Source organism: Streptococcus sp. HMSC074F05, from assembly GCF_001808725.1.
GTDB lineage: Bacteria > Bacillota > Bacilli > Lactobacillales > Streptococcaceae > Streptococcus > Streptococcus parasanguinis_I.
Window position 1 is genome coordinate 1249767 of record NZ_KV794411.1, and the last position, 26271, is coordinate 1276037.

The 26271-nt window shown below is 42.8% G+C and carries 24 protein-coding genes; 9 read left to right on the top strand and 15 right to left on the bottom strand.

Features of this window, described 5'->3' with window-relative positions; all coding sequences use genetic code 11:
• Window positions 1-48 precede the first annotated feature (48 nt).
• The 9 genes from HMPREF2685_RS09670 to HMPREF2685_RS09710 all read right to left on the bottom strand — a co-directional run bounded on the left by HMPREF2685_RS09670 (window position 49) and on the right by HMPREF2685_RS09710 (window position 10026).
• Window positions 49-876: a PrsW family glutamic-type intramembrane protease gene (locus tag HMPREF2685_RS09670; protein WP_070466604.1), complete on the bottom strand. Its 828-nt coding sequence runs from the start codon at window positions 874-876 to the stop codon at window positions 49-51.
• Window positions 869-2530 carry a C69 family dipeptidase gene (locus HMPREF2685_RS09675; RefSeq protein ID WP_070466606.1) on the bottom strand — a complete coding sequence of 554 codons (1662 nt, stop codon included), beginning with the start codon at window positions 2528-2530 and terminating at the stop codon, window positions 869-871. Before HMPREF2685_RS09675 ends, HMPREF2685_RS09670 begins: the two co-directional genes overlap by 8 nt.
• 411 nt (window positions 2531-2941) lie before the next feature.
• Window positions 2942-3946: a type 2 isopentenyl-diphosphate Delta-isomerase gene (gene fni / locus HMPREF2685_RS09680; protein WP_003008820.1), complete on the bottom strand. Its 1005-nt coding sequence runs from the start codon at window positions 3944-3946 to the stop codon at window positions 2942-2944.
• Window positions 3943-4950 (bottom strand): phosphomevalonate kinase, encoded by a 1008-nt coding sequence (locus HMPREF2685_RS09685; RefSeq protein WP_070466608.1) that lies wholly within the window; start codon window positions 4948-4950, stop codon window positions 3943-3945. The genes fni and HMPREF2685_RS09685 overlap by 4 nt, the downstream gene beginning before the upstream one ends.
• A complete protein-coding gene (mvaD, locus tag HMPREF2685_RS09690; RefSeq protein WP_070466610.1) occupies window positions 4940-5890 on the bottom strand; it encodes a diphosphomevalonate decarboxylase in 951 nt (316 codons plus the stop codon). The genes HMPREF2685_RS09685 and mvaD overlap by 11 nt, the downstream gene beginning before the upstream one ends.
• Complete coding sequence (gene mvk, locus HMPREF2685_RS09695) at window positions 5872-6750, bottom strand: mevalonate kinase (protein WP_009731693.1); 879 nt, start codon at window positions 6748-6750, stop codon at window positions 5872-5874. Before mvk ends, mvaD begins: the two co-directional genes overlap by 19 nt.
• A gap of 172 nt (window positions 6751-6922) precedes the next feature.
• Window positions 6923-7864 (bottom strand): serine hydrolase domain-containing protein, encoded by a 942-nt coding sequence (locus HMPREF2685_RS09700; protein ID WP_070466612.1) that lies wholly within the window; start codon window positions 7862-7864, stop codon window positions 6923-6925.
• A gap of 10 nt (window positions 7865-7874) precedes the next feature.
• Complete coding sequence (locus HMPREF2685_RS09705) at window positions 7875-8642, bottom strand: CppA N-terminal domain-containing protein (protein ID WP_024055030.1); 768 nt, start codon at window positions 8640-8642, stop codon at window positions 7875-7877.
• 106 nt (window positions 8643-8748) lie between these two features.
• Complete coding sequence (locus tag HMPREF2685_RS09710; protein WP_023919173.1) at window positions 8749-10026, bottom strand: HdeD family acid-resistance protein; 1278 nt, start codon at window positions 10024-10026, stop codon at window positions 8749-8751.
• A gap of 101 nt (window positions 10027-10127) precedes the next feature.
• On the opposite strand from HMPREF2685_RS09710, the gene HMPREF2685_RS09715 reads away from it, so the two are divergent.
• From HMPREF2685_RS09715 to HMPREF2685_RS09730, 4 genes are all read left to right on the top strand, one after another.
• Window positions 10128-12416 (top strand): Xaa-Pro dipeptidyl-peptidase, encoded by a 2289-nt coding sequence (locus HMPREF2685_RS09715; RefSeq protein WP_070466613.1) that lies wholly within the window; start codon window positions 10128-10130, stop codon window positions 12414-12416.
• 104 nt (window positions 12417-12520) lie between these two features.
• Window positions 12521-13015 carry a DUF536 domain-containing protein gene (locus HMPREF2685_RS09720; protein ID WP_003008835.1) on the top strand — a complete coding sequence of 165 codons (495 nt, stop codon included), beginning with the start codon at window positions 12521-12523 and terminating at the stop codon, window positions 13013-13015.
• Window positions 13016-13068: 53 nt separating this feature from the next.
• Window positions 13069-13662: a 3'-5' exonuclease gene (locus HMPREF2685_RS09725; RefSeq protein ID WP_070466615.1), complete on the top strand. Its 594-nt coding sequence runs from the start codon at window positions 13069-13071 to the stop codon at window positions 13660-13662.
• Window positions 13663-13986: 324 nt separating this feature from the next.
• Entirely contained in the window at window positions 13987-15561 is a 1575-nt protein-coding gene (locus tag HMPREF2685_RS09730) for an ATP-binding cassette domain-containing protein (RefSeq protein ID WP_070466618.1), read from the top strand.
• 699 nt (window positions 15562-16260) lie between these two features.
• Here the strand turns inward: HMPREF2685_RS09730 and HMPREF2685_RS09735 are convergent.
• The 5 genes from HMPREF2685_RS09735 to HMPREF2685_RS09755 all read right to left on the bottom strand — a co-directional run bounded on the left by HMPREF2685_RS09735 (window position 16261) and on the right by HMPREF2685_RS09755 (window position 19589).
• Window positions 16261-16872 (bottom strand): Fic/DOC family protein, encoded by a 612-nt coding sequence (locus tag HMPREF2685_RS09735; RefSeq protein WP_070466620.1) that lies wholly within the window; start codon window positions 16870-16872, stop codon window positions 16261-16263.
• The gene (locus HMPREF2685_RS09740) at window positions 16865-17053 is read right to left on the bottom strand and encodes a hypothetical protein (RefSeq protein ID WP_014713950.1); all 189 of its coding nucleotides are present in this window, start codon (window positions 17051-17053) and stop codon (window positions 16865-16867) included. Before HMPREF2685_RS09740 ends, HMPREF2685_RS09735 begins: the two co-directional genes overlap by 8 nt.
• 492 nt (window positions 17054-17545) lie before the next feature.
• Window positions 17546-18070: a DUF924 family protein gene (locus HMPREF2685_RS09745; RefSeq protein WP_021153949.1), complete on the bottom strand. Its 525-nt coding sequence runs from the start codon at window positions 18068-18070 to the stop codon at window positions 17546-17548.
• Between the two features lie 3 nt (window positions 18071-18073).
• Window positions 18074-18922, bottom strand: coding sequence for an ATP-dependent sacrificial sulfur transferase LarE (gene larE, locus HMPREF2685_RS09750; protein WP_049489290.1), 849 nt, complete (start codon window positions 18920-18922; stop codon window positions 18074-18076).
• Between the two features lies 1 nt (window position 18923).
• Entirely contained in the window at window positions 18924-19589 is a 666-nt protein-coding gene (locus HMPREF2685_RS09755) for a Crp/Fnr family transcriptional regulator (protein WP_049489291.1), read from the bottom strand.
• Between the two features lie 160 nt (window positions 19590-19749).
• Between HMPREF2685_RS09755 and larA the strand changes: the two genes are divergently transcribed.
• The 5 genes from larA (at window position 19750) to HMPREF2685_RS09780 (ending at window position 25252) form a co-directional block, all read left to right on the top strand.
• Window positions 19750-21024: a nickel-dependent lactate racemase gene (larA, locus tag HMPREF2685_RS09760; RefSeq protein WP_049489292.1), complete on the top strand. Its 1275-nt coding sequence runs from the start codon at window positions 19750-19752 to the stop codon at window positions 21022-21024.
• 8 nt (window positions 21025-21032) lie between these two features.
• On the top strand, window positions 21033-21800 hold the full coding sequence (larB, locus tag HMPREF2685_RS09765; RefSeq protein WP_070466622.1) for a nickel pincer cofactor biosynthesis protein LarB: 768 nt from the start codon (window positions 21033-21035) through the stop codon (window positions 21798-21800).
• On the top strand, window positions 21800-23209 hold the full coding sequence (gene larC / locus HMPREF2685_RS09770) for a nickel pincer cofactor biosynthesis protein LarC (RefSeq protein ID WP_070466624.1): 1410 nt from the start codon (window positions 21800-21802) through the stop codon (window positions 23207-23209). The genes larB and larC overlap by 1 nt, the downstream gene beginning before the upstream one ends.
• Window positions 23210-23229: 20 nt before the next feature.
• Window positions 23230-23943, top strand: a complete 714-nt coding sequence (larD, locus tag HMPREF2685_RS09775; RefSeq protein WP_024056458.1) for a D/L-lactic acid transporter LarD — start codon at window positions 23230-23232, stop codon at window positions 23941-23943.
• Window positions 23944-24079: 136 nt separating this feature from the next.
• Window positions 24080-25252 (top strand): aminoacetone oxidase, encoded by a 1173-nt coding sequence (locus tag HMPREF2685_RS09780; protein WP_070466626.1) that lies wholly within the window; start codon window positions 24080-24082, stop codon window positions 25250-25252.
• A gap of 322 nt (window positions 25253-25574) precedes the next feature.
• Here the strand turns inward: HMPREF2685_RS09780 and HMPREF2685_RS09785 are convergent, their stop codons facing one another.
• Window positions 25575-26237 (bottom strand): hypothetical protein, encoded by a 663-nt coding sequence (locus HMPREF2685_RS09785; protein WP_049507503.1) that lies wholly within the window; start codon window positions 26235-26237, stop codon window positions 25575-25577.
• Window positions 26238-26271: the final 34 nt, after the last annotated feature.

Here is a 26271-nt window from a genome sequence, read left to right on the forward strand (position 1 = left end):
GAATGACCGATTTCTGTCCCACTCTCTTTTGTGTTTGAAAAATTTTTCTTATTGTTTTAAAAATGGCAGATCGGGCTTTTTCTTGGTATAGAGCACCACTTCGATAAAGGTCCCTACTTGGACGGCAAAGAGCAGTCCGACGAGAAGATTGATCCGATGGTCTGTTTCATAAAACGGAGAATTCCATAAGAAGTGATTGGCTACTGTCGAGACAACACACCAGAGTCCAAAGAGTTTTGCCTTTTGCTGGGTCACTTGAGACAACAAGAGGAAGACACCAACGGATACAACAGCTGTATAGAGGGCGTGTGAAGCTAACCCACCAGAAATACGATTAATGGCCTCAGTAACGGCGGCTAATTGACTAGTTTTTGTTTGGCGGGCAACGTACCCTAAATCCTCAATGATTTGAAAACCAAAACCAGAGCCCAAGCCCGCAATTAGAATCGATTTCAGATCCTTTTTGCCAACCATCAAAACTACCCAAAAGGCAACCAGAGCCTTAAAGAATTCCTCTGAGAATGGGGCTGTCAAGGCATCGGTCCACTTGTTAAAGACAGTGGCATCCTTGATCACATGGCTATTCATAATATCAATCAAGCTATTACCTGAAAAGCTCAACCAGCCTGCTACGAAGGCACCCCCAAACATAGCAATCCATAAGAGATAGGTTGGGACAGACAACTGCTTGGCCAATCGTTTTGAAAAGAGATAGAGTGGGATAATAATAGCAGCTAAAACAGACAAGTTCAAGACCAAGTCTCTGCCTGCAGACTGGCTAAATTCTTGTTGAGAAAGATGACCGAGTTCAAACTCCAAGCCAATTCCTGCAAATAGTAGAAAGAGATAGATCGAGGCTCTTTGAATTTTAGTCATCTTGTTTTCCTCCCTTTTGTTTCTTTGAGCGAATTAGGTAGATCACAATTGCTAGAAGGGTTGCTCCGAACAAGCCTGCTGCTAAAATGTAATCATAGTCAAAATCAACCAGATCAATTTTCTCTTCATAAGCAGCATCTTCTTCGTCATCTAGATCTTGCAGAGCACTTTTTCCGTGTTCATCTGCTACCTTTTGTTCTGCTTCTTTTCTAATTTCTTGCAAGCGTTCAAAGGTTTTCTCAGCTCTCGCTATTCCTTCCTCTGTTGCCTTCTTACTCGCTTCTTCAGGCTGAGAAGCAAGGGCAATTTGTTCCTGATCACTCAGATCTTGTTCGACCATCCACTGAGACTCCAATCGTTCCATTTCAGTACGAATCGCCCCATCTTCGAATAAATCTGGATACTTGGCCACAAGGTCATTGATTCTTGAAATGGTCCAATACCAAGAGCGATCATTGTAATGATCCCCTAATTCTTGGTAGGCTTGATAGGTGTTGAGAATATTTCCATAGTAGGGTAGGTATGGAGCATTTCGTGGACTACCCATCGACAGCCACATGGTGCCTCCACCTGCACTCGCTGGGACCTCATCTTTCAGTTGGAAAATATGGGCCTCCATGACATTTGGATTGGAAATAGGGTATTTATAAACCGCATCAAACTCCCCTTTTTTCGGAATGCCTTTTCCATCCAGCTCCATTTGATCCTGTGGTTTATATTTGGTTCCTTCCAAACGATTGCGTTGGAGATTCATAGCATCGCGGAGGGTTAATTTTCGATCGGTTGTATGAAGAAGGTCAAAGGACGCATCGTCATATTTAACAGGAGAGCTTGGGTCTAGCGATTTGATTCCCGACCAAACCCGTGAGCGATCTGCTTCTTGCAAAGGCGGATTATAGGATTGAGAAACGTGGAATTTTCCGTCCACTTCCTTATAGCTATTGGCTTCTTTGGCGACTTTTTCAAGATCTTTTGAGGCGATCGTGCGTTCGGTATCTGACAGATCGACATGCCCTAAGAAGAAAGTATTTGGAAAGACCGCAAATCGATCCTCTGGGAAGAGAATCGCTGCATATTGATGGCCAGATAGGATTTCCATATACCAGACGCCTTCTTTATCGGCAATAGTCACAATATTTCCTTCTGCAGCGCCTTTTTCTTCGACGATTTTAGCAATGAGTTCAACCCCTTCTCTTGCGGTTTTCACACTTGGGAGAACGATACTGGTCAAGCCCGATTCTGCGAGGCCATCCTTGACATAGGGATCCACCTTTTGGATCTTGTCATTTGCTGAAGCAGATACAGTGGCAGAAATGGAAACTCCATATTCATTGAATCCTGCTTCGTCAAAAATCCCTTGATCAGGGGTGACATCCGGGACCGCTGTATACTTATAGCTAATCTCTGGCAAGGGATATTGAAAACCGTTGGCAGCATCTTCAAAAATGGCTCCTTTTTTATTGTAGACACGCTCTCTGACCACAAAATTTTTATTATGGTTGGGTTCTAAATCTTCGGTACGCCCTACCAAGGTCGAACCGTCGGCCGTCAGTTTCTTCCCGATGATGAACCCTGTACAAGCCTCAACAGGTTGAGCAATCAACAAAAGCGGAAGCAAGGCTGCTACAGCTGATCGAAAATAGTGCTTCTTCATCCTAAACTCCTTTTTAAAAATGTTTTTCCTTATTTAGTATACTCTTTTACAAGCCTATTTTGCAAGCGATTCCAGCAACCGTAAACAATTCGTAAACTATCAGAATTTTTGAGGAGAACACTTTTTAAAAAAAAGAAAGAATTGGCTTATTTTGCCAATCCTAAACGAATAGGAACTAATTTTTAAGTAAAATAAGTTAAGTGATTCTTCAAAGAACTATAAAAGAGTTCTAATTTTCAAAATGAATCATAATATACGAAAACTTTCCGCTGTGAGAAAAGTGCCTGAAACGTTTTTGTTTCAGGCACTCGGGAGTTTTGAAACCTTAGGTTCAAAACTAAGTCATGGAACTTCGTAGAAGTTCGCTGACGTCCGTACTCACCTAAGGAAAGTTTCTAAAATGATTTTTCTTCATTTTCTCTGTTGATTCGCTTGCCACAATTTTCCATAGAGGAGATAGTCGACTTCACGGAGCTCTTTCAGGTTCTGACAACCGAGCGCACAAAGGAGCAATCTGAGGTCTTCTTTCCAGCCTTGGACAAGGACGATTACTTCTTCAATACTCTTAGTCTCTACCATCTCAAGAAAAACGCGGGAAAGTCCTACGCCACGTGCTCCAAGGACCAAGGCCTTGACCATATCAAGGGGATGACGAATGCCCCCACTTGCTAGGACCTCAACCTGATCTATCTGATCCTGTAACTGTAAGAGACACTGCGCCGTTGACTGTCCCCAATCATCCAGATAAGCGCGATTGCCACCACGACGATTCTCAATATAGGCAAAACTAGTGCCACCACGACCAGAAATATCGACGGTTTTGATCCCAGCATCTAGCGCTGCCTGAACTGTTTTGGGATCCATACCAAAGCCAACTTCCTTCAGGACTACAGGCACTGGAAAGCCCTGCCCATAGCTCTTGAGATGGTCTTTCCAAGTGTGGAAAATCCGCTCCCCTTCGGGCATGAGCAACTCTTGCATCAGATTCACATGGACTTGAAGAAAGAGGGGGTGTAGCTCTTCCACTGTCCGCAAGCCCAAATCTGGCTCTTTATCGATGCCAATGTTGGTTGCTAAAAGAAGATGAGGATGGTCTTTTTTGACCGCATACGATTGATCGTTCGGATCCTTCAGCCCTGCGCTGTAAGAGCCAGTCACAAAGAGAATCCCACAGGCTTCGGCTACTGCTGCCAACTTTTGATTGATCTCTTTGGCCCGTTTACTCCCGCCTGTCATAGCATTGATATAAAAAGGGACCTCCCAATCACGCCCTGCGAAATGGGTTGTCAAATCAATCTCCGCTAGATCCACAAGGGGGAGGGATCGGTGAATCAGCTCGATCTCATCAAAGCTATTATAGGAGGAGCTTTGCTCCAAGGCATAGCGAATATGCTGGTCTTTTCGATTTTCGCTCACGAATCTCCCATCCTTTCTTGGTAAATGACTTCAATATTCTTTTCCTTCCAGCGCTCTATCAAGGTCTGAGTCTCAACTGGGTCAAAACTAAGGGCGATTCCACAGTCGCCTCCTCCAGCACCACTGGATTTGGCACAGGCAGAAAGCCCCTCTGTCGCTTCTTGCAGCTCTTTTAGAGCTGGGGTATAGATCAAAGGGTTCAAAGACTTTAGATTCTTATCGGCACGTTTGATACTGGTCTCAATTTCCTTTTGGTTCCCTTCACGGAGGCCTTTTTCAAGATTCTTCACTGCACTCTGGCTCTCCTGAAGAAAATCTTCCTTGATCGCTCCCTTGACCTGGCGGATCAAATCACTTGAAATCGCTGGTTCCTTGGTCCAACCAACCAGAAAATCATAAGAGATGGCTGGCTGGATCAAGCGGATCTGGTAGTTCCAATCCAGGTCTAAAACTTGTGAAAGGGGCTGAAAAGTTAAGACTTCATGCAACCAAGTCCGATCAAAGGATTGGTAATAAATCAAGTCCTCGTAGGCAATACAAGCCAAATCGCCCATGGAACCATTGTCCCCTCTTTGCACCAAGACCACTGCTGCTAGTCGAAAGAGCAGATCTGGATTTAAGTCTAACTCATACAGAGCAGCCACGGCCTTGATCACGAGCAAGACCACACTTCCGCTGGAACCAATCCCATACTTTTTCCTCTCTTCGCCCAACGTCCCTCTTAGGTGAAGATCAAACGGTTTAGGGGCTATCCCCTGATCTTTCAGCCACTTTTCCATAAGCTGAATGGTCTCTTGAATCAAGGCGTAGTCCTTATTTGGGGTCAAATCCACCTGGTAACCAAAGAGATCTGAGACTAGCTGATAGCTTCTAGATTCTTGGATAGTAGCTGACAGATAAATGGGAATAAACTGAATCACGGCTCCATAGCCAGGCGTTAGCACTGCGTATTCTCCAGCTAGATAGAGCTTGCCTCCAGTCTGTACCTGATACTTAGTCTTCATCTTGAGGGTCCTTTGTCTTAGATACGATGGTCCGATAGCGGGCATCAAATAAAGGTACCAGCTGATCCAAGTCTTCTTCTAAACAGAGAACCTTAACATTCGGCCCTGCATCCATAGTAAAGTAACAAGCATGGCCTGCAGCGCGAAGCTCACGGACAAAGTCCATAGCTTTATGGCTTTCTTCTGTCAAGTAGCTAAAAGCTGGAGTGGCTGTTCTAGTCGTCGCATGCATAGCAAGGGCATTGCGCTCTGTCAGATGACCGACCCGTTCAAAATCATTGGCAACTAGATAGCCCAGCATGTCCTTATAATCTTGTCGAGACTCTTCGATCCATTCTTTGAAATTAGTCGAAGTCTCCATGCAGCGTTTCATCCCTTCGCGGCTGGAAACAGGCTTTTGCTTGTCATTGAGGACCAGCATGATCATCGCGAGTTTTAGGTCTGTTTGGACCTTATAAATTTCTCCACTTTCTTTGTCCCAGGCTGCTAAAGGGCCAAAGAAAGACCGCAAAGAAGAGCCCGAAGCAAACTTGGCTTTTTGAGCTAATTCCTCCTGGGTCAAGCCCAAATCATAGTACCGATTACAAGCCTTGACGAGAGCAGAGAGCCCGCTCGAGCTAGAGGACAAGCCTGCGGCGGTTGGCATGTTGTTGCTGGTATCCACCCGAACAAATCCTGCTTCATCTGCTGGCTTCAAGCCATCAATCACAGCTCCAATTTTGGCTTGCTCAGCTGGATTTTGGAATTCCCCATCGATGTAAAATTCATGCGCAGTCGCATCTGCTGGCAAGGGAGAGAGACTGGTCTCTGTATACATATTCTCTAAGGTCAACGAAATCGAACTGGTCGAAGGGACCATCTGTTTGGCATCTTCTTTTCCCCAGTATTTGATAATCGCGATATTGGCATAGGACTTAGCCTTTACAGGTTTTCGATCCATGTATGGTGCGCTCCTTCTTTTTCTAATGCATGGGCAATGGTTTCTGCTTCACGAGAATCCTTGACGAGGGCAATCACACAGCCTCCAAGACCGCCCCCACTCATTTTAGCCCCTAAGGCCCCATTTTCAAGGGCAACGGCGACCAGGTGATCTGCTTCTTTACAGCTGACACCAACGGCTCTCAAGTGGTCATGACAAGCTGTAAGAGCCTGCCCAAGGCCAATGAGATCTTTTTCTTTCAGAGCCGCTTCTACCTGCTGGGTCAACTGACCAATCTCATGGAAATGGGACAAAACTTCCTGCCCTTTAGCTTCAACCTTTTGAATCGCCTCACGGGTATTGCCGTGAATCCCCGTATCCGCAATCACCAAACTCGCTTTTATACCCAGCTCCAGCGGGTAAAAGCCGACATTCCGGATGAATTTAATGGCTTGATCGCTCAGACAAGTCTTGGCATCCAGACCGCTTGGATTCATATGGGCAATGGTTTCTGCTCGATTGACCAGGATTTCTAAGGTCTCATCGTCCAGCTCCTCTTGATAATAGTCAAAAACTGCACGAATAGCTGCGATACTGACCGCCGCAGAGGACCCCATCCCCCGTTTTTCCGGTACCATAGACTGAATCCGACAGCGAATCCGGGCCTCACGAATCCCGAGGTGCTCAAGAGACGCAAAAACCGCCATGGACAATGTGTCATCTTCAAACAAAATCCATGGACTGTCTGCCGGGATGATCTGGCAGATCACTTCGATATGATGGAGTGGCAGGGCAATAGCCGGATAACCATAAACCACCGCATGCTCTCCAATTAAGATAATTTTACTATGCGCCTTTCCGACGCCTATCTCTTTATGCATATTCATCTCGCTCTACTAAGGTCATTACTATTTTAATATAAATCAGCCAAAAAAGCGATGCTTTTGAAGGAAATCCAACCTAAGACGGAGTCCAAAAATGAATCACCCAGAAGAGCTCCTTCTTATGGACAGACAAGAAAAGGCCGGGATCCGTCATCCCAGCCATCCATTTCTATTTTTCACATTCTTGTTTGATCAAGTCCATCAAAGAGTTGCGGTCTAAGATCCATTGGGCCCGTTCGTCCTTCTCATAGGTCCGGTTAGACAAAAAGATCACAGCTTCCTGCCTCTTTCGATTGTACATGATGAAGGTTCCAGTATAGCCCGTATGATCCAACCAGTCACCCTCTAGATTCCATCCGAGAGCGCGGGTCTTGCCCTCTTCACGCGCAAAATTCTGAGACAAGTCACGCGCAAAATCATCCTTCAGATAATGCTCTAAGAAGCGCTCTAGATCAGCAACAGTTGAAAAAAGTCCAGCACTTCCCGCATGACAGCCCAATACTCTCGCTTTGGGATCATGAACACTTCCAGAAGCAAGGCCACGGACCGTTGGCACCGCCTTTTCGACCGGTCCAAACCGTGTCTCTGTCATCTTCCAAGGTGTAAAGATCAGCTCTTCAAATAAACGATCCAAGGGCTGGTGAAACCTGTCTTCTAACCAAAAGCCCAGCAGAAGAAAATTGACGTCGGTGTAATGAAAACTCTTGTCTTCTTTCAACTGCAAATTTTCAAGAGCTGTTTTCAACTGTCTCGCATCCAATTGATCCCGGTTGGGGATAAAAGGATCGAGCCCAGAAGTATGGGTCAAGAGTTCCCGGATGGTCGTCTTCTCATGAGCAAAACGCGGGTAAAGCTCTTTAAAGGGGCGATCGAGTGGAAGCTCCCCTTTCGCATACAAAAAGGCACAGATGGTAGCGACTCCGACGACCTTACTGACACTGGCCAAATCATAGACCAGGTCAGCCACTACTGACTCTCCTTTTTCAGGATCCGCTAGTCCCAGATAGTGCTCACTCCACTGACCCTTGCGGTAAAGCGCAAGAGAGGCACCTGGATAGATGCCTTCTTGGATTTGTTCGGTAATTTTTTCGATGATTGCATTCACGCTCATCACTCCATTCTTATTCTTCATAAGAAATATGGACCTGATCTTGATTGGCTTCAAACCAGAGTTCAATCTGACTTGGATCTTTGGCAATCAAGAAAGTTCCCTTACGGTGCACAAAATCGACAGTTTCTCCCAAGCGTTCTTTCACGACTTCCACATCAAAAGATGCCAATTCGACCTTGATCATGCTCAAATCCCAAGTCACCTTGTTCTCCACTTGGAGATCTTCTCCTTGAGCTTCCTGCAAATGGATAAAGTGGGCCAAAGCTGGCAAGTTGCTATAGAACTTCTCAGCCTCAGCAAAATCGGCCACATTGACCTCAAGAAAGTCCACATCAAAGCTGGTCAAACCTTTGAAATCTTCTGGCACGTCAACAAGAGGCGCTTTCTCCAACGGTTCTAGGCTTTCAAGATTTTCTTCAGCATGCACGAAAATGGTATCTCCTTGAGGAGACACAACTTCAAAGGCGCGACCATTAGCTCCTTGGTAAAGGGCGCTTGTTTCTGGCTGGCGGGCCAACAAATAATCAATTTCTTGAGCTTGTGCCACTTTCACCACGATGCGACCCAATTTCTTTGGACCTTCGACCTTACGCGAACGCATACTCGGTGACTCTTCTAAGACAATTTTCTCTACTTTTGAGGCATCTCCTAAAGATAGGAGAGCTCCTTCTTCCACTAATACTTTCATTCCCAATGTCTCTTCATAAAAGCGTTGATTGACATTTCGGTTATTCACTTTCAAGACTGGGATCACTCTTACGATCTGATTTGCTGTCATACTTTCCTCCAAGCACTTTTTATTGTAAAAGATTTTCTGGCTTTTTACAAGAAATCTTGTGCAAAAAAGACAGATTTTTCAAAAATAAAAATCTGTCTTTCTTTTTTTAGTATACTGTTCGTGTATGGACCCGCCCGTTTGGAGCTTCAAATTCGTATTCTAAGTAATCCTGATAGGTCCCTGGTGCAATCACTCCACGCACATCTAATACAGCCGTTCCTGCCTGTCCCACAATGGAATCTGCTAACAGGCAGCAATTAGTAGACAGAACAAAGTAAGATTTAAAACGCGAAGAAGTAAATTTATATAGCTCAGCCCCTAAATCATATTTCAATTTGTAAGCGTAGGTCGGCTGACCGTCTTCCAGTAACCTCCTAGGTGGATCCCAAGGTTCTAACAACTGATCAATTTCAGCTAGACGCTTCTCTACTGCCTGATTCTCTTCTTCGGTAAGGGATAGGCTGTAGCCAAACAGCGTCTTTTGACTCTCTTTTTTACATAGTTCGATGTATGGTTCCTTATCCACTTTAAACAGTACGCCATCCCCAATCGTCCCAAATAGACGCTCTGAAAAGGGATCGTAACTTCCGTAAGAAATGACCTTCCCCTGATAACAAATATCTACATGCCCAATCGCTCCAAATAAGTTGCTGTCAGAAGTATGAACCAAAATTTCTAATTCCCTTGCCTCTTCTTCTTTTTTCACCAATCGATAAGGGCCTGTGTGTCCCGCCGAGCTCCCTTTTTGAAGAAACTGGTTAAACCGTTTTAACTCCTTAGCAGGGATAAAGGCTGCAAAGATAACCGGTAGGCTAATACGAAAGCGACGTTTTAACTCTTGGCCTTGTTGGTCTTTGTCAAATAAAATACCATCTCGAATATTAGAAATCCCCAACAAGACCAGATAAGCCCCCAAGAGGATAAATTGGAAGTGCCCATCTGAACCAGGTTCCAAGACAGTTGCTAGACCAAGCCCACCGTTTAAAAGCGCATCCCATAAATAGAGCCAGCCTCCTTTTACCCGATTGGCCTTATAAAGCCAAAATGTGATCCCATAGACAATGGCACTCCCCAACTGATATGCCCCTAAACAAATCACAACTAAGTTTACGGGCAGACTACTCAGTCGATTCAACCAGATCAACGCAAGTGAAAGAAAAATAAACCAAATAGAGTGGCTATAGGAAATAGACTTGCTACGTAACAAAAAGCGAAGAAGAAAGCTTCCTAGTCCATCAACTAAAAAGTAAATGGCTAATAGATCCAAGGAAAATTTGGTGAAACCAACGCCGTTTCGAAAAATGAGAATCCCAAAAATGACGGCAAGAACCCCAAACAATAAGGTCCGTCTTCTTGCAACTTGTTCAAAAGATATTTTTTTCAATATTCCTTCTCCTTATAGACGAAAGGTCTTTAGACAAATACTATTTTATCAAGTATAATATAAGAAGTAAAGAAAAAAGAAACTGATAAAAGGAGCAGTCTATGAAATACAATCAATATAGCTATCTATCTGTTGACCAAAAAGACATTCTTAAGGAACTAAAAGAAATTGGGTTTGACCTTCCCACCCACCTCCCAGAAAAAGAACTGTTTGAATGGTTTGTCCGCAAGGTTTACTTCACCTATAAAGATACAGATTATCCCCTCTCTAACCTAGTGGTGGATTCTAAAACAGACTTTTTAACGTATATCCAATCTGACTGCGAATGGTCTCCGAACATTTTTTACACAGTAGCTCTCCAGTTGCTCGGTTTCCACTATTTTATTGATTTTGAAGATACGGATAGCTTCTTGAAAGAAGTCCAATTTCCGATTGAGTATGGAAACTTGGTTGAAAACCTCTATCACCTCCTCAATACTCGAACAGTCAAAGGGAATTTACTAATTGATCAGTTGGTCAGCGATGGTTTGATTCCTGAGACCAACCAGTATCACTATTTTAATGGCAAGAGCCTCGCAACCTTTACTAGTCAAGATGCTATCCGTGAGGTCGTTTATGTCGAAAGCCGGGTCGATACCGACAAGGATGGCCTGCCAGACTTGGTCAAGGTCAGCATCATCCGTCCTCGCTATGAAGGCAAGATTCCAGCTGTAATGACCGCAAGTCCTTATCACCAAGGAACTAACGACAAGGCCAGCGACAAGGCCCTCTACAATATGAATGTCGACCTGGAAGTCAAAGAACCTCATACCATTCAACTAGAAGAACCTCAATTAACAGTAGTCGAACCTGTCGGTCAAGCTGAAGAGGTAGAGGAGGCCGAAGAGCTCCTAACCCATATCAACTCCAGCTATACCCTCAATGACTACTTGCTTCCACGCGGCTACGCTAATCTCTATGTATCTGGAGTGGGGACAAAAGATTCGCAAGGGCTGATGACCAATGGAAATTACCAACAAATCGAAGCCTACAAGAATGTCATCGATTGGCTCAATGGCCGTTGCCGGGCCTTTACAGATCACACACGCCAGCGTCAAGTCAAAGCCGACTGGTCTAATGGAAAGGTCGCAACTACCGGGATCTCCTACCTTGGAACCATGTCTAACGGTCTTGCGACCACAGGTGTGGACGGCCTAGAAGTCATCATTGCAGAAGCAGGGATCTCTTCTTGGTACAACTATTACCGCGAAAATGGTCTCGTGACAAGTCCTGGTGGCTATCCAGGTGAAGATTTTGACTCCCTTGCCGAATTGACCTATTCGCGCAACCTTCTAGGTGGGGATTATTTACATCACAATGCGGCCCACCAAGCCGATCTTGATCGCGTCAAAAAAGAGCTGGAACGCGCTTTCGGAGACTACAATCAGTTCTGGCACGATCGCAATTATCTCTTAAACGCAAATCGGGTCAAGGCAGAGGTGGTCTTTACCCATGGCTCCCAAGACTGGAACGTCAAACCCCTTCACGTCTTTAATATGTTCCAGGCTCTTCCAGCAAGCATCAAGAAACACCTCTTCTATCACAATGGTGCCCATGTCTACCTCAACAACTGGCAATCCATTGACTTCCGCGAAAGCATGAACGCCCTACTTTCTAAAAAATTACTGGGCTACGATTCAAGCTATGAATTGCCTGCTGTTATCTGGCAGGACAATACAGGAGAACAAAGTTGGACTTCCTTGGATGATTTTGGCAACCAAACAAGAAAGCGAACCTTCCCCCTGGGAGATGACGAAAAAGTCATCCAAAACCGCTACGAGACAGAAGATTATGAGCGCTATGGCAAGGCTTATCCGACCTTCTTAACGGACCTCTACCAAGATAAGGCCCAACAAGTGACCATTGACCTTCCAATCGAAGAAGACCTACACCTCAATGGGAAAGCTCGCCTTCACCTGCGACTTCACTCCAGCACCAATAAAGGCCTGCTTTCAGCCCAACTCTTAGAGCTTGGAAGCAAGAAATACCTCCAACCCTATCCTGCAGTCTTATCGGTCCGTACGCTGGATAACGGTCGCTACCATATGCTAGACAACTTGACCGAGTTGCCATTTAAGGAAGCGGGCCAACGAGTGATTTCGAAAGGTTATCTCAACCTCCAAAACCGGCATGACCTCTTAGAGGTTGAGGCCGTAAAACCAGGCGAGTGGATGGAATTTGACTTTGATCTCCAACCAACCATCTACAAGCTCGAAAAAGGTACAACTCTTCGCTTGGTCCTTTACACGACGGACTTTGAAATCACTGTGCGTGATCAAACCGATTACCAACTCACCATTGACTTAGCACAATCAAGCCTCCATCTTCCTGAAATGACAGAGGCCCACTAATCGTGGTATCAAGGCGTAGCCTTTCTTTCCTTCATTTGACAGCTTAGCCTACTTATGTTACTATCTAATAGAGTATTTCATAGAAAAAGATATTAGAGGAAGTTATGGCGATTGAAAAAACTGTCAGCGAAATTGCTGAAATTTTAGGAGTCAGCCGCCAGGCGGTCAATAACCGTGTCAAGGCGCTGGCTCCAGAAGATACACAAAAGAACGAAAAAGGGGTTACCGTTGTAACCCGTAGTGGCTTGATCAAGCTCGAAGAAATCTACAAAAAAACCATTTTTGAAGATGAGCCCGTCAGCGATGATGTGAAACAACGCGAATTGATGGAAATTTTGGTGGATGAAAAAAATGCTGAAATCGTCCGTCTCTACGAGCAACTCAAAGCCAAAGACGAGCAACTCGCTAAGAAAGATGAACAGTTGCGCGTGAAAGACGTTCAAATTGCTGAAAAAGACAAGCAATTGGACCAACAACAACAATTGACTTTACAAGCAATGAACGACCGCGATACCTTGAAACTTGAACTCGAACAAGCCAATGAAAAAGTTCAAGAGCAAGAAAGCAAAGGTTTCTGGGCACGCGTTTTCCGTCGATAATCCGGGGCTGGATCCTACCAGTCCCTTTTCTTTTCTACCACAGGAGATTTCCCATGAAAGCATTAGAAGATTATATCGCCTTTGATCTCGAATTTAACCAATACGAAGGCGCCTATCAGATCATCCAGGTGTCTGCCGTACGTTTTACGGACGGTAAAGAAGTCGACCACTACGACTCCTACGTATACACCGATAAGCCTCTAAAAAGCTTTATTAACGGCCTGACTGGCATAACCCAGGACAAGATCCAAAATGCTCCACAACTAGAGCAGGTCCTCAGCGAATTCAAGGCCTTCGTTGGAGATCAGCCCTTGATCGGATACAATGCCAAAAAGAGCGACCTTCCCATCCTACTTGAAAATGGGCTGGATCTAGAAGACCAGTACGCTGTCGATGTCTTTGACGAGGCTTTCGAACGTCGTCCATCTGATCTCCATGGCATTAAAAATCTCCAACTCCACACTGTTGCAGAATTTTTGGGAGTCGCAGGAAAATCACACGATAGCTTAGAAGACGCCCGCATGACAGCTCTTGTCTACGAACAATTCCTCGAATTTGATCAAGGTCGCACCCTCCTTGAAGAGCAAGAGAACTTCTCTACCAACCCCTTCGGAGGCTTGGACTTATCCGGATTTTTTGATGAATAAAAAAAGGCTCAAAACTGAGCAGTACTCCTAGAGTTAGATGTTTTCATATCTTTCTTTGGGGGTGCTTTTTATTTCATTTCTGTAAAGATTGACTAAAGCAAATTTTCATCCGACAGACAAGTAGAGCATATTCAAAGCCTTAACTTAAAATATTAGTTATTAAAGATTTAATCATTTCTAATTTTTTGAATATTCATTGACCAGACTTATTCTTAGATGTATAATGAGCATGTAAAATATATCACAAAGAATAATATGTAATAAGATTTAATGATTACATCTGATATTTCTCAACCATAGGGTTCTATTTTCTAGGAGAGATTTATGATTAATATCTTTAAATATCTTGATAAAAAAACAAAATACCTAACCATTATTGGAGCACTGGCAAATGGGGGTCTCGCATTAGGGCAACCCTTGGTTGTTGCCAAAGCACTATCGATAGATCAAAATAACCTTACCTATTCCTCTATTTGGAAATTTGCCCTCTTTGGTTTTTCTGTCTATTTCTCTTTGTATAGTCTTATGTTATTTTGTAATCATGCAAATAATGTCTTTCGACGTGAAATTCACATGAATATCCGAACGGCATTATTTCATAAGTTAATGGAAGACAGAGAATATAGTGAAGATGAAAAGATTACCATGCTGACACAGGATATGGAATTTCTAGGAGATAACTTTTTTGAACGCTATATGTCTATTTCATGCTGGGGATTTGGAGCACTGATTACGGCGATCTATATCATTGCCCAAAATGTTTTATTGGGTTCTATCTTTGTTTTCTTCACAATCTTACGTCCCATTCCACAATTCTTGATGAATAATAAGCTAAAGAATTCAGGGGATGAAATGTCTCAGGGAAGAACAGCCGTTCATAACCAAATCTCTGATAGTATTCGAGGGGCTCAAACCTTGCGGATGAATCAAGCCTTGCCTGAAAATTCTCAGCGCGTCTGGAATATCAATCTTCGTTATCAACGAGCCATTCAAAAGTTTGCTTTTACCCATAATATTGTTTTCTTTTGTAATGGTTTCATGGTCTTTCTTAGCCAAGTACTCCCCTTGGTATTGGGGTTCTTCCTTGCCATGCATGGTCATCATGTTTCAGTGGCTAGCCTGGTTGCTATGTATATTGCCGCTGGTCAACTGGTAGGTCCTATACAAAATATCATGTATGATGTGGTTGAAGTACAAGGAGCCAAAACAACGGCAGAAAAGATTTTCGGGATTTTAAATCGAGCAGATAATAGTGAATCGGACAATCATTCGATCTCACAAGTAGAAGAACTAGAAATTTCTCATTTAAGTAAATCTTATAACGGTAGAGAGATTATACGCGATCTTAATCTAGCCATTCAACAAGGGGAAAAAGTTCTCATCAAAGGTCCAAGTGGCTGTGGGAAATCAACCCTCTTTCGAATGATCACAGGGGAAGAAAAGGCGGATGATGGGACGATTACTTGTCGGACAAGGGATGGAGCAAAAACAAGTTATTTTATTCGTCAGGTAGGTATCATCAGCCAGCATCCTTTTCTCTTTAATGATACTGTTCGCTACAATCTTAGTTTGGGACAAGAGTTTTCAGATCAAGAATTGGAGACTGTTTTGAGACAGGTCAAACTCGACCATGAACTAACTGATGGACTTGATTTTGTAATCACTAATAACGGAGAAAATATTTCAGGCGGACAACGAGTCCGGATTGAACTAGCCCGCTTCCTTCTTCGTAAAAAGGATATTTTATTAGCAGATGAGGTAACTGCAGCTCTTGACGTAGAAAATAGCCAGATGGTTCGAGACTTGATTTTCTCACTACCGATGATGGTGTTAGAAATTGCTCACCATATTGATAATGAAAGTCGATACGATCAAGTCATTGAACTAAGAAAAAATTGAATTATTTTCATGATAAGATAAAGTAGTGAGTACTCTCTCCAGTCGGAAACTTCCTCACTACTAATCTTAATATGTTTGTTAACTGTAGTGCGGGACGAAAATTTTAACAACGAGGAAGGATATGTTTGTCCTTTCTTTTTTGATGTCGGGGACATGAAAGCGTGCTTCTTAAAGTTTGAAAAGTTTCTAAATCTAAATTCTTGTTTGATCATTTTGTTAGTGGTTTAGGAGAACTGATTTCAAGAAGTTTATTAGACTAAAATAACTTGTTATTATCTTTTAGCCCATTAGGAGTATTGAATATTTTAAACCCTGTTTCAAAGAATATTTCGATAATTAGCTACACCATTCAATTGAAAGTTATTCAAATTAGATGAAATATTTCTTTCTTAAAAACATGTGGAAACATTGATATTAAGCATATATTGAAATTCATTCAAATATGAGGTGTTCAAAACAGGTATTACAATTTATAAGTAAAAGAACAAATAACAAAAAGAGGAGCTTCACACTAAAGTTCCTCTTCTTTTAAATATCCGAATCATTATTTTTATTTCAAAAAAGGTAGTGATTCGGTTGATTTCTATTGCAATGTAGTGAAATTTAGAATTTCAAAAATCGCTTTAAATCAAGGTTTTTAACGTCTATTGACGTGTAGTAAACCCCTATTTCACCTCTGTAATTATCAAGTATTACAATCTATATTTCTTTTAATATTTTACCAAATAATTCTTCTAGCTTCCCTAAGTCTCCATAGACAGTTCCGTCCATATAAAGGTTGTAAACTTCATCATCTTGTTCCACTCGTATTTGTGCAGAATATCCTTTTGATAGTGCTAAGGAACGAATAACTTCTCGTTGAGTTCGTCCATTTCCTTCTCGAAAGGGATGGAAATAATTAAGATTATCAAGAATTTTTGCTAATTGTTTAATAATCTCATCTTTTGAATTAGCAGTTTGATAATAGGTATGAATAAGGCGGTTTATATAAGCTTGGGCAGTACTGAAAGATTGTATTGACATAAAAGGATTCCCATTTTTTGAGATATTCACCTTGCGAAATTGTCCCGCCCAAGCATAGACATCTTGAAATAAATATTTATGAATGGCTAAAATATCACTAATGGAGTAGACTTCAATGACTTTCAAGCGTAAGTCTGCAAGCCTTCTAGTAACGAATAAATGCTCATTCCGATAGGCTTCTTCAATATTTGTAACATTTTGTTTGTTGATTAAGACTGTAGAATTTGGATAGGTATATTGATGATTGGGGTCAATGTACTCATATCCTTCGTATTGATTTTTAACCAATATTCAATTCCTTTCGTCTGTTGATAACATAAGTTTTTAAATCAATCACATCTTGAACAGTAGGTTCATAATTTTCAATCATTGATGACCCAATAGCATACCAGACAGTATCAAAATCCGAAAAGTTATCAAAGGGAATCCCTAAAATTGTTAATTCTTCTTTATTTACATCAAGAGTCATGGCACACCTCCTTATATAGAGTTATCCTTATTATACCATAAAATCGGTATTTTCACCTAAAGGATAGAGACTGTTATTAAAGTATGAATTTATGATAAAACTAAAAAATAACAAGTTATACAATAAAAGTATCAATTTCTTATAATAAAAGAGGCACTTTGGCCTCTTTTACTCTCCTTCAAACACTCTGTCACTGTCCATTTACTGTCCAATATACTGTAACACATCTATAATTTATTGATTTAAACGGATGCGAAATCCCTTAATACCAGTATTTTGATAAATAACAAGACTTTAAGAATCTTAAATTAAGTCTTGCATATTCATCATAGTAATGACATTCCTTCCAACTTCTGAAATTTACAGTTCATTATACCATTTTTTAGACGCTTGGAAAAGCCTAGGTGAGGGAACTCTGACATCATGCCTGCTGTTTCAGGCAATTTCATGAAGAGAGAAAAGAGTTTTGAAATCTGTGGGCCTCATCTTCCCTTAAAAGCCAGAATGTTCTTTCAAATACTCCTCTTCTTCCTTGGTCGAAGGCCGTCCTAAGATGGCATTCCGATGTGGATAACGCCCAAATTGTTGAAGAATGTCCATGTGCATCTTCTCATACTTCAAACGCTTTTCTAAGCCCGGTTGATCAAATAGGCGCAGAGCTTCTTCATGAATGGTTAAAGATTCCGAATGCATAAAGGGCATGTAGAAAAAGCCTCTTTGTACAACTGGTAATTCTTGAGCTTGTGTTAGGCCTTCTTGGGCCAAGACCAAGGCAAGCGAATCGGTCATAAAGGCTTGGGCCGTCCCTCGAAAAATATTCCGAGGGATTTGGTCCAAAAGCAAAATCTCTGCCAAGCGCCCTTGGGCGGAAGCGCGCCAGCTGAACAATTCTCCACGACTGGCCTTCCAATAAAGTTCTTCAAAGCGCACGCGCATTTCTTGATCCAGTGCGTCTGATTTTTTGAACCAATCCTCTGGCTTCAACTCTTCAAACCAGAACCTTATCACTTCCTTCATTGCTTAACCTGCCATAATTTTTTCTTTTGTTTTTTCATCCAATGAATCATTCATCCGGCCGTATTTATATCCAGCCAAATCCAAGGCTACATAGGTAAATCCGATTTTTTTCATGTAGTCATTGATCTTGTCATGCAGTTGGATGGCTTCAAGCAGATGGTCTTCTTCCACTTCGATGCGCGCCAAGTCTCCATGCACACGCACACGGGCTTGCTCAAAGCCAAGTCCTACAAGGAACTCTTCCCCTTCAAAAACCCGTTGCACATTTTCTGAAGTGATTTTCACCCCGTATGGGAAGCGTGAGGCAACGCTACAAGATGGCACCTTATTCCAATTGGAGACCCCTCTTTCCTTGGCCAATTGACGAATTTCTGTCTTATAGAGGCCGGCTTCTTGCAAGACACTGCGGACACCCGCTTCGTCCCGAGCCTTGATACCAGGGCGGAAATCGTCGATATCATCCATAATCATACCGTCCACCAATTGCTTAAAGCCCAGTTCTGTAACTGACTCCTTAATAGTTTGGTACATCAATTGTTTGGTGTAATACCAAATATTGGGCGTATTGGCAGCAATCCGTGGATCACTCAATTCTCTCATTTCCAGTCCAAGCACAGGTGCTCCTAGCTGATCGGCCAAGTCGAGCGCTAGATCGAATTCTTCATTTGAAAACATCTCAGAGTTCACGACGGCCGCAATAACATTGTCAGGTCCCAAGGTATCCAAGGCCACCTTCAAGAGATAAGAGCTGTCAATCCCACCTGAATAGGTAACGGCTACCTTTCCGATTTTTCGTAAAATATCTTGTAATTTTTCTTCTTTTTCTTTTCTGATTTGTGCTTCTGTTGCCATCTTAGAATAGCTCCCTTCCGATAAATTCTTCAATCCGTTCATTATCCAAAATCACGATCTTTTGCTGTCGAATATCCAAAACACCTTCTCGTTTTAATTCATTGAGAATGCGATTGACACTGTTTCGCGTCGAAATCCCACAAAAACCGGCAATATCTTCATTGGTAATGTTGAAATTAATCAAGAAGCCGTCTTCTTGCTCCACACCAAACAAACTGCTTAGTTTTTGCAAATGAAAACAAACCGCCCCTTTTTTACCATTCATCATCATATACTGCTGAGACTCCATACTTTCAGACAGTTTATTACGATAATAGTCCCTCACATAGTCCTGCAGCTCTTTATGCTCTTTGACAAAATTCCAAAACTTGACCCGAGGAATACGATAAAAACTTGCTTCTTCTGTCTCCACTCGCACATTGAAAGGTGAGTCTGTATAGTTGGACACCTCATCACGAATCAAAGAGACAATGTCAATGGCTTTTAGATAGGAAAAGTTAAACTCACGCCCATCACGCATGATGACACTTGTCTTGACCACACCTTCTTTCAAGATGTAGATGTAATCCTCTTTGATCCCACGATAGGAGAGGTAACTATGGTATTTTTTCTTGACGATCGGCGTTCGCCTCTCTTCCAAAAATTTCACTAAAAATTCTGAATTCACGACGGTTTTTCCTCCCCATCTGCTCTTTCTTGAAATCACACTAATGATACACCTGTTCTTAAACAATATAGTTAACATTTGTTGACATCAATTGGTGCACACCTCTTTTTAAAAAGAATTATACTATAAGTATCAGTATTAATAAAGGAGATCGCAAATAATGGTAGAAATTAAATTACCGTACGACAAAAAATCGATTGTTGCAAAGATTCCAGATGAAAACTTTGCAGGATTGTTAGAGTCTAAGGCGGAAAACTTCCATAACCCACTGTCTGAAGAAGAAACTGTTGAACGTTCAATGGACAACCCTATCGGCAGCCCAACTTTGGAAGAACTTGCTAAAGGCAAAAAAGACATCGTGTTGATCAGTTCTGACCACACTCGTCCCGTTCCTTCTCACATCATCACTCCAATCATTTTGCGTCGTATTCGCTCAGTTAACCCTGATGCACGCGTGCGTATCTTGGTTGCTACTGGTTTCCACCGTCCTTCAACTCGTGAAGAATTGATCAATAAATACGGCCAAGAAATCGTTGACAATGAAGAAATCGTTATGCACATTTCAACAAACGACGATGACATGGTTAAAATTGGACAACTCCCTTCAGGTGGTGACTGTATCATCAACAAAATCGCTGCTGAAGCTGACTTGTTGATAGCAGAAGGATTCATCGAATCTCACTTCTTCGCTGGATTCTCAGGTGGACGTAAATCAGTCCTTCCAGGTATCGCTTCATACAAAACTATCATGGCGAACCACTCAGGTGACTTCATCAATTCTGATAAGGCACGTACTGGTAACCTTGACCACAACCCAATCCACGAAGATATGCTTTACGCTGCTCGTACTGCAAACTTGGCCTTCATCGTCAATGTTGTATTGGACGGCGAAAAACACATCATCGGATCTTTCGCTGGGGACATGGTTGAAGCCCACAAAGTAGGTTGTGACTTCGTTGCAGACTTGGCACGTGTGTCTAAGATCGAAAGCGACATCACAATTTCTACAAACGGTGGTTTCCCACTTGACCAAAACATCTACCAAGCTGTTAAAGGGATGACTGCAGCCGAAGCTTCTAACAAAGAAGGCGGAACAATCATCATGGTGGCTGGATGTGCAGACGGTCACGGTGGAGAAGGTTTCTATCGCAACCTTGCTGACGTAGAAGATCCAAAAGAATTCTTGGAACAAGCCATCAATACACCTCGTTTAGAGACTGTCCCAGACCAATGGACTTCTCAAATCTTGGCACGTATTTTGGTACACCACCATGTTATCTTTGTATCTGACCTTGTAGATCCTGAATTGATCAAAGGTATGCATATGGAACTTGCAACTTCATTTGACGAAGCGCTTGAAAAAGCCTTTGCTCGTGAAGGAAAAGATGCTAAAGTAACAGTTATCCGCGACGGACTTTCTGTCGTTGTTGAATAGAATCAAACATGGATTTTCAACCCAATCTAGAACAGACACTCCGTTCTTTGCAAGCAGGTCATCTCTCAGTAGAGGATGCGCTTGAGCAAATCAACGGGGTTAAAGAACTAGGGTATGCAGCAATTGATACTGACCGGCAACGTCGCAACGGCTTCCCTGAGGTCGTATACGGCGAAGGAAAGACAGTTGAGCAAATTGAAGGGATCCTGCAATTTCTTTCAGAAAAAGAATTGCCGATCCTCACAACAAGGGTCTCTCTCCAAAAGGGAGAGGCTCTTTCTCAGCGCTTTCCGACTGGCCACTATTATCCAGAAGCTCGCTGCTTCGTTCTCAACTCTAAAAAAGAAGAAGCCGATCCTGAACACTACATTGCGGTCGTCACAGCAGGGACAAGTGATGTTCCTGTTGCAGAAGAAGCTGCAGTCACTGCAGAAACCTTTGGCCATTCGGTTCACCGAATCTATGATGTGGGAGTCGCCGGCATCCATCGCCTCTTCAATCGCTTAGAAGAGATCCAAAAGGCCAGTGTGATCATCGTGATTGCTGGTATGGAAGGAGCTCTTGTCAGTGTCGTTGGAGGTCTTGTGGATGTGCCTGTGATTGCCGTTCCGACTAGTATTGGATACGGAAGCAACCTTCAAGGGCTAACGACCTTGATGAGTATGTTGACCTCTTGTGCTTCTGGAGTCACCGTCGTCAATATTGACAATGGATTTGGTGCAGCTTATTCAGCATGTATGATCAACCGACTCAACCTCAATCGAAAGGAAAACTGATGACCAGTCTATTTTTAGAACCTTTTTCTGGAATAAGTGGCGATATGCTAAACGGTCTTCTTGTGGACCTTGGGGCAGATGTCGAACTTCTTCACACAGAACTCGAAAAAATGGGAGTGGATGGTTTTCACCTCCACGTTCATCGCGTCGCAAAAAGCGCAATTTGGGGAACTGATTTCGATGTTCACCTTCACCACGGGGAGAAAGATACGGGGATTGAAGGTGATTTTGATCACGATCACGATCACGATCACGAACATCATCACGATCACGAACACCATCACGATCATGAACATCATCATGATCATGAACATCATCATGATAACGAACATCATCATGATCACGAACATCATCATGATCACGAACACCATCATGATCACGAACATCATCACGATCATGAACACCATCATCACCATTCCCACGCGGATGCTCGCAGTTATGCGGATATCCACGATTTGATTGCCGCTTCACAGTTGAGTCCTTTTGTGAAAGAAAAAAGTCTTGGAGTCTTTCTTGATATCGCAAAGGCCGAAGCAGCTGTGCATAACATGCCTGTCGAACAGATTCATTTCCATGAAATTGGTGCAATTGACTCCATTGTCGACATCGTTAGCTTTTTCATCCTAGTGGAATCGCTCGGTATCGATACAGTTTACTCTACTCCTCTCACTGAGGGAAGTGGGACCATTTCAGTTGCCCATGGAGAAATGCCTGTTCCGGTTCCCGCTGTGATGCAGTTGAGAAAAGGAACGACTATTCCGATTACTCAAGACTTCGCAGTTAAAACGGAGTTGATTACTCCGACAGGGTTAGCCCTCCTTAAAGCATTGTCACCAATCTTTGAACCGATCCCATCCCACTTTGCCATCCAAAGTGTCGGCTATGGCTTTGGTAAAAGAGATACCGGAAAATTCAATGCTTTACGCGGTTCGCTATTGATGGAAGACTCCTCACATAGCACGACCATCGTCCATCACACCGATGATCGCATCGTTGAAATAACTACAACGATTGATGATCAAACACCAGAACAACTGGCTTATATTCTAAATCGGTTCTTGGAAGCTGGCGCTTTGGATATCTACTATCGTAGCATCGTTATGAAAAAGAATCGTCCTGGTTTTGAGTTAACACTTTTGATTCAAACTAGCCAGCTAGAAGATTTTTCAACCCTCTTGTTCAAAGAAACCAGTACCATTGGTTTTCGATACCAACAAGTTGACCGCAAGGTCATGCAACGTCGATTTGAACAAATCGATACAGAATTTGGTACCGTTACGGTTAAAATCAATCAGTACGGATCCATCACTAAGAAGACTCTTGAATACGAAGACTGTCAGCGTATTGCTAAGGAGATGCAGTTGCCGATTCAAGAAGTTTATCACCAATTACAAAAATATATTTATTAATTTAGGAGACATTTATTAACATGACACATCAATTACTTGCAGAAGTTATGAGTACAGCTTTGATGATTATCTTCGGGGTTGGCGTACACTGTGACGACGTTTTGAAGAAAACAAAATATGCTGGAACTGGACACTTATTTGCGATTACTACATGGGCATTCGGTATCACTGTCTGCTTGTTTGTCTTTGGCGGCGTTTCAATGAACCCTGCAATGGCTTTGCTTAAAGTCCTTCTTGGTAAATTGACAATCGCTCAATTCTTCCCAATTGCAATCGCTGAAATGATCGGTGCCTTCCTTGGAGCTTTGATTGCTTACTTTATGTATGCTGACCACTTCAAGATTTCTGAAGGTCAAATTGATGGTGTTGCTATCCGTAACATCTTCTCTACAAACCCTAACTGCCGTAACCTTCCACGTAACTACTTCGTCGAAGCGTTCGCAACATTTATCTTCTTGACATCTATCATGGCTGCTGAACATGCCAACGAAGCAATGCTTCCATTCACTGTTGGTTTGATCGTTTGGGCTATCGGTATGGGTCTTGGTGGTACTACAGGTTTCGCGATGAACCAAGCGCGTGACCTTGGACCTCGTTTCGCTTACCAAATCTTGCCAATCAAAGATAAAGTAAACAACGACTGGCAATATGGTCTTCTTGTACCAGGTACTGCCCCATTTGTTGGTGCTGTCCTTGCCTTCTTCTTCATCCGTTACTTCCTTGGAATCATGTAATGAGTTGATCAAAGAATCATTCAAAAACAAGCATCGAAAGGTGCTTGTTTTTTGATTCCTTCATTTCCGAAGCCGTCCATAAAATGATATAATGGACAAAGCAAATCATGAAAGAAACAAGAGAAGGAAGAACGACATGACTCATTTTCACACCATTGTCATCGGTGGTGGCCCAGCAGGTATGATGGCGACCATTGCCAGCGCCTCTTATGGCCAACCTACGCTACTGATCGAAAAAAATAAAAAGCTAGGTAAGAAACTTGCAGGTACCGGAGGAGGCCGCTGTAATGTCACGAACAACGGTACCTTAGACGATTTGATGGCCGGTATCCCTGGAAATGGCCGTTTTCTTTACAGTGTGTTTTCCCAATTTGATAATCATGATATCATCCAATTTTTCACCGATAATGGCGTCAAACTAAAAGTCGAAGACCATGGTCGGGTCTTTCCTGTTAGTGATCAATCTCGCACCATTATTCAAGCCTTAGAAAATAAGATCCTCGAGCTTGGTGCTAGCATTGCCACCAACTGTGAAGTGGTCTCTGTCACCAAGCCAGAAGACGTCTTCATCGTCAAATCTGCTGAAAAAATATGGACAGCTGACAAGCTGATTGTCACAACTGGGGGCAAATCCTATCCTTCTACCGGCTCTACTGGCTACGGACACGAAATTGCCCGCCACTTCAAACACACCATCACCGATCTCGAAGCGGCAGAAAGTCCTCTTTTGACAGACTTCCCACACAAGGCCCTCCAAGGGATCTCTCTGACAGATGTGACCCTCAGCTACGGCAAACACATCATCACCCATGACCTGCTCTTTACGCATTTCGGTCTTTCTGGCCCTGCAGCCCTTCGGATGTCTAGCTTTGTTAAAGGTGGGGAAATCTTATCTCTGGACCTCCTTCCGACTACCTCTTCTCAAGCGTTAAAAGACTTTCTAGAAGAGCATCGAGAAAAGTCCATTAAAAATAGCCTCAAAACCCTTCTTCCTGAACGGTTAGCTGATTTCTTGGTGCAAGAATTCCCTGAAAAAGCCAAGCAACTCACTCCTACTCAGACAGAAGAGATCATTCAAAAAATCAAAGAGATGCCTATTCCTGTCACTGGGAAGATGTCTCTAGCTAAGTCCTTTGTAACCAAGGGTGGCGTCAGCCTCAAAGAAATCAATCCTAAAACCCTAGAAAGTAAGCTAGTTCCTGGGCTCCACTTTGCAGGAGAAGTCCTCGATATCAATGCCCATACAGGCGGTTTTAATATCACATCCGCCCTCTGTACCGGTTGGGTAGCAGGAAGCCCTCATTACTAAAAAACGAACTCGATTTGTTCGAGCTCGTCTTAGAATGATGACAAACTATTTTAAAGTAAAATAAGTTAAGTAATTCTACAAAGAAATATAAATGTGGTCCAATTCTTAGAATGAATCAAGAAAATGCCGAAACTTTCCGCTGTGAGAAAAGTGCCTGAAACTTTTTGTTTCAGGCACTCGGAATTATTGAGACCTTTGGCTCAATAATTAGTCATGGAACTTCTACGAAGTTCGCTGACGTCCGTACTCACTTAAGGAAAGTTTTTAAGAGGACTTTGTCTTCAATCTGAAACGAACTCGATTTTCCATCGAGTTCGTCTTTTTATTGTTCTTTGGTTAATGAAAAGCGGAAATCATTGTATTTAGTATAGTCAAATTCTGTATTGAGATCCGTTGTGAAAACAATCGGTGTATAGTGTCCTTCTTCTAAGACAAAACCAGGCTCAAATCGGAAGTTTGCTCCACCTAAGCCTGTGATCCCAGGGAGCAAGGCATCAGCCCCATCAAAGCCTTCAACATTCCAATAGTAGATATTTCCAGTTGCTTGGACGGCTCTTGCCGTATAGGTCGCCGTCCGAGTCGGTTCGCTGTCATTTTTGAAGCTTACCACTGTTGTCACATTTCCATTGGCATCCACTGTCATTTTAATCGCATCCGCTTGTGGACTAGATCCTACCCAAGTTCCCACTAGTTCTGCAGGGACAGTAGCTTGCGTCGTAGCAGACGCATTCTCGGTCTTACTAGAGTCTTTTGTACCTGTCGCGCTACTGGCTTGAGTTGAAGAGCTAGCTGTATCTTTTGCTTGAGCAGAAGATGCTGCACTCTTTTTGCTATTACTTTTGGTTTTTTTCTCTACCTTACTGGTAGATACTTTTGCGGAGGAGGAAGCTGTCTTTTTATCCTTAGCACCACAACCACCGAGAGCTAGACCAAGTGAAGCAGCCACCAGAACAGCGGCACTCCAACGGAAGATTGATTTTTTCATAAGATCACCTCTTTATCTTTCTGACTCCCATTAT